This window comes from Leptolyngbya cf. ectocarpi LEGE 11479 (assembly GCF_015207065.1).
Taxonomy (GTDB): domain Bacteria; phylum Cyanobacteriota; class Cyanobacteriia; order Phormidesmidales; family Phormidesmidaceae; genus Leptothoe; species Leptothoe ectocarpi.
In genome coordinates, this window is sequence record NZ_JADEXP010000474.1 from 1 (window position 1) to 3,843 (window position 3,843).

Genomic DNA, 3,843 nt, shown 5'->3' on the forward strand with positions numbered 1-3,843 from the left:
ATCCGCTCCCATTGGTCATCGCGCAGGGCATATCGGCGGTTCGTCATTGTCCTCTTATCGTTATCGACGACTTTATGATAGAAATACCTATCGATTTTTTCGTCTATCTAATTGATGACACGCCCTATGTGGGGTTGAAATATATTGTGAATTGTGGTCCAAAATGCACTGAGCTGATTGCCATTCTCCGAGAACTCTAGATAGCCTTCTACGAACCTTTTTAGCTCTTCTTCCGATAAGCTGTCTTCTAAGAAAGGAGCAATGGCATTTGCTCTTAGCGCTCTCAACTTTGGGATATCTAAACCTAATTTTTCAATGGTTTTAAGGGCAGCAGCATCAATGGCTTGGTTTGGCTTGATATGTCCATCAGCTGTAAATGCAAATCGCGTTTCACAGGTTAGCTCTAACGGCGAAATTAAAAGATTTTCGTCAAACCAACAGCCCTTTAGATTTCCGCAATGTAAGGGCTCTCCCTTCTGTAAATATTTTTGACAAGAGCATAGTAAATTTGAGAAATCTATAGGATCAATTGCCTGATCATGCTGTGGTCTGAAATGTTCAATGTGTGAATCCTCATCGGTCAGACTACTTTCGCAGTAGCAGCAGAGGTGGCCTTGCTCAATTAACAGCGCTGTTTTAACGTCGTTTTTAACAGCTCCCCGTAATGTGTCATAAGTGGGTTGCCAATCAGCATTTGCCCTATTTTTCCAGTCTGTGAAACTTTGGGGCTCTTGCTGTTTCTGGATATATTTCATTTACCAATGATTTCCTTTCTCCTAATCAGTACCTCTGCTTTGACTAACTCAGGATCATTTCGAATTGTCTGGCGGACAGTTTTAATTTTATTTTTTGCATCATCCAGATGATTATTCTGGATCATTTCGTAAATTGTGTGCAGATCCGAACTAACTATGTCTGGGCGAGTAGTGTCCAAACCCATTAAATCTTCTAGTATGCGGTCGGTATTCTTCCCATAAGATTCCAATGGCTTTTGACTCACTATACTTTCGGCCCCCCATGACAAAAGAAATATATTTTCTGGTTGTATGTGACTAAGTACATGAGGTGAATGAGTTGAAAGTATAAATTGACAATTTGGAAATACATCGAGCAACTTCGAAACAATCATTCGTTGCCACTTGGGATGCAAGTGCATGTCGATTTCGTCAATCAAAATGATTCCTTCTCCCTCAAGAGGGTCACCTACAGGGTTGGCGATGGCCATTCTACGAGCTAGATCGCTAATCATAGCGATAAAGCATTTTTCTCCATCAGAAAGTTGATCGATCCTTAGACATTGACCATCTTTCTCAACTTCCATTCTTAGGGGGCTACGCCTAATAGCCAGATTTCTGAACTCTGGCAAAAATCTATGTAGGGCATCGCGAACAGCCTTGAGCTGAGGATCACAATAATCTAGACCGTTTGCGAGTCCATCAGACGCTTGTTGGCTATGTCGGACTTTATTTTCATTTTCTAAATCTTCACGTTCTCTAAACCACTCAAAAAACGAACGAAAGTTAGTTCCTGTGCGTTCCAGCGCGTCGTTGTAGGCTGTCAATAACCCAAAGCTATGCTTTTTTCGAATACGTAAGGGAATATCGAGAACTGCTCGGTTTACTGGGTAGTAAATAAACAGAGGAATATTTGCATTTTGTCCATTGGTTGAGATTTGTGTCTGTATCTTTTTCGCGTAGTCGCTTAATTGTGTAAGGTTGCTAGGCTTGTATTGAGAAGCCTGCCCCTTAAGACTTTTGGCCAGTCTCCACTTAATTTCTTTGTCTTTATAGAGGCAAATCTCAATTGAGGCTGATGACTTTTGATTGGTGATGTCTGTTTCGGCTATGGGACGGCCTGATGTTCCAGAGTGTCGAATACGATTAACCCCCCATGACAGCATGATGGCAATGGCATCAATCACAGTAGATTTGCCAACACCATTCATACCTACCAGGACATTTAATTTAGGATGAAGTTCAATGGCTAGGGAGCTTGCCCCACGGAAATTCTCTAGAGTCAGTGTTTTGATGTGCATGGAGCTAATTTCCCCACATATGACTTGATGAGATATTGCAATACTTCTAAGCCACAGTTCTATTCCCCTGTCCTTGCTTAGAATTCAGAGCTTCTGAACAATATTCTCCTAGACATTAAACCTAAAGAGCATGACATCACCTTCTTGAACAGTGTAATCCTTTCCTTCGCTACGGAGTAAGCCTTTTTCCTTGGCGGCATTCATGGAGCCGTGTTCGACAAGATCGTTATAAGCGATGGTCTCAGCTCGAATAAAGCCCCGTTCGAAGTCGGTGTGGATTACGCCTGCTGCCTGGGGGGCTGACATACCGGCGATGATGGTCCAGGCGCGGGTCTCCTTGGGACCTGTGGTGAAGTAGGTGCGTAGACCTAGCAGATCATAGGTGGCTCGAATCAGAGACTTGAGACCGCCTTCTTCGACGCCGAGGGCTTCTAAAAAGTCAATCCTTTCGTCCTCAGGGAGTTCTAGCAGCTCGGCTTCCACCTGGGCTGAAATCGTAACGACCTGGGCGTCTTCTTCTGCGGCTAGGGTTTTAACCTGTTCGACCCAGTCATTGCCGGTAGCAAGCTCGTCTTCGGAGACATTGGCCGCGTAGATAATGGGTTTGCGGGTTAAAAAGCCTAAGGATTTAATTAGAAGCTGCTCTTCGTCTTCTAGTTCAACGGTGCGGGCGGATTTGCCATCTGCCAGGACGGGATGAATTTTTTCAAGCACGGCTAGTTCTGCCTGGGCCTCTGGATCGCGTCGGGCCTGCTTACGGACGCGATCCATACGGCGTTCGATTTGCTCTAGATCGGCTAGAGCCAGTTCTAGGTTGATAATTTCGGCATCGCGTAGCGGGTCGATGGAGCCGTCAACATGGATAATATCTTCGTTTTCAAAGCAGCGGACGACGTGGACGATGGCATCGACCTCGCGAATATTGGCTAGAAACTGATTGCCAAGACCTTCTCCTTTACTGGCACCTTTAACCAAGCCAGCAATGTCAACGAACTCGATGCGGGCAGGAACCGTGTCATCGGATTGAGAAATTTCAGTTAGCACAGCCAGGCGAGGATCGGGGACTGCCACGATACCGACATTGGGCTCGATGGTGCAGAACGGAAAATTCGCTGCTTGGGCTTTGGCATTTTCGACCAGCGCGTTAAAAAGGGTGGATTTGCCGACATTGGGGAGCCCAACGATTCCAGCTCTGAGCATGGCCTCTAATTTTTATGAAGAAATTTCCATAGTCCAGCATAGGTCAAAGCGATAACCTTGCGGTCTTAGAAAAGAGTAATTAGACTGCTTTCGTATCTGCAGGACAGTTGCAGATGGGTAAAAGATTGCGGTTTCCCAGAGATTGTGTTCTGAGAACGGGACGAACGCTATAAAATGCCAGCAACTGTTGTGGGTCTGGAATAAAGCAATGCGTCTTCAGTTGAAACGCCAGGACAAGATGATGTTTGGCAATATAAAACCGTTGGTGATGGTTTCAGCCTGTTTGGTGCTGGGCCTATCGAGTTGCGATCGCTTTGGTGATCGTACCAAGGATGTAATCGACGCGATCTCGATTCAAAACTTATCCACGGGGGAAAAGTTATTAACGAACGAGTCCAGCGACGTCCAGCTGACGCTACCGCAGGACTGGGTAGATGTGCGAGATGACCTGCGCCCTGACGCGGATCTCTATGTCGCGCGTGAAGACAGAAGCATGTATGTGCTGGTATTAGCCGATCAGAAATCCGAACTTGGTGGTTTTGACGATAATACCGCTCAGTACCTAAGTTATTTAGATTGGGGCCTGGCTCAAGAGCAGCCTGCAGCAC

General features: G+C 45.7%; 4 protein-coding genes. 1 reads left to right on the top strand and 3 read right to left on the bottom strand.

Annotation, left to right across the window (positions count from 1 at the left end; all coding sequences use genetic code 11):
* Positions 1-107: 107 nt before the first annotated feature.
* The 3 genes from IQ260_RS28550 to ychF all read right to left on the bottom strand — a co-directional run bounded on the left by IQ260_RS28550 (position 108) and on the right by ychF (position 3,235).
* The gene (locus tag IQ260_RS28550) at positions 108-755 is read right to left on the bottom strand and encodes a retron system putative HNH endonuclease (protein WP_193996458.1); all 648 of its coding nucleotides are present in this window, start codon (positions 753-755) and stop codon (positions 108-110) included.
* Positions 752-2,035, bottom strand: coding sequence for an AAA family ATPase (locus tag IQ260_RS28555; RefSeq protein ID WP_193996459.1), 1,284 nt, complete (start codon positions 2,033-2,035; stop codon positions 752-754). The genes IQ260_RS28550 and IQ260_RS28555 overlap by 4 nt, the downstream gene beginning before the upstream one ends.
* A gap of 108 nt (positions 2,036-2,143) precedes the next feature.
* Positions 2,144-3,235 carry a redox-regulated ATPase YchF gene (gene ychF / locus IQ260_RS28560; RefSeq protein ID WP_193996460.1) on the bottom strand — a complete coding sequence of 364 codons (1,092 nt, stop codon included), beginning with the start codon at positions 3,233-3,235 and terminating at the stop codon, positions 2,144-2,146.
* Between the two features lie 208 nt (positions 3,236-3,443).
* Here ychF and IQ260_RS28565 point away from each other — a divergent pair.
* The coding region (locus IQ260_RS28565; RefSeq protein WP_193996461.1) for a hypothetical protein at positions 3,444-3,843 on the top strand (400 nt) is incomplete at its 3' end.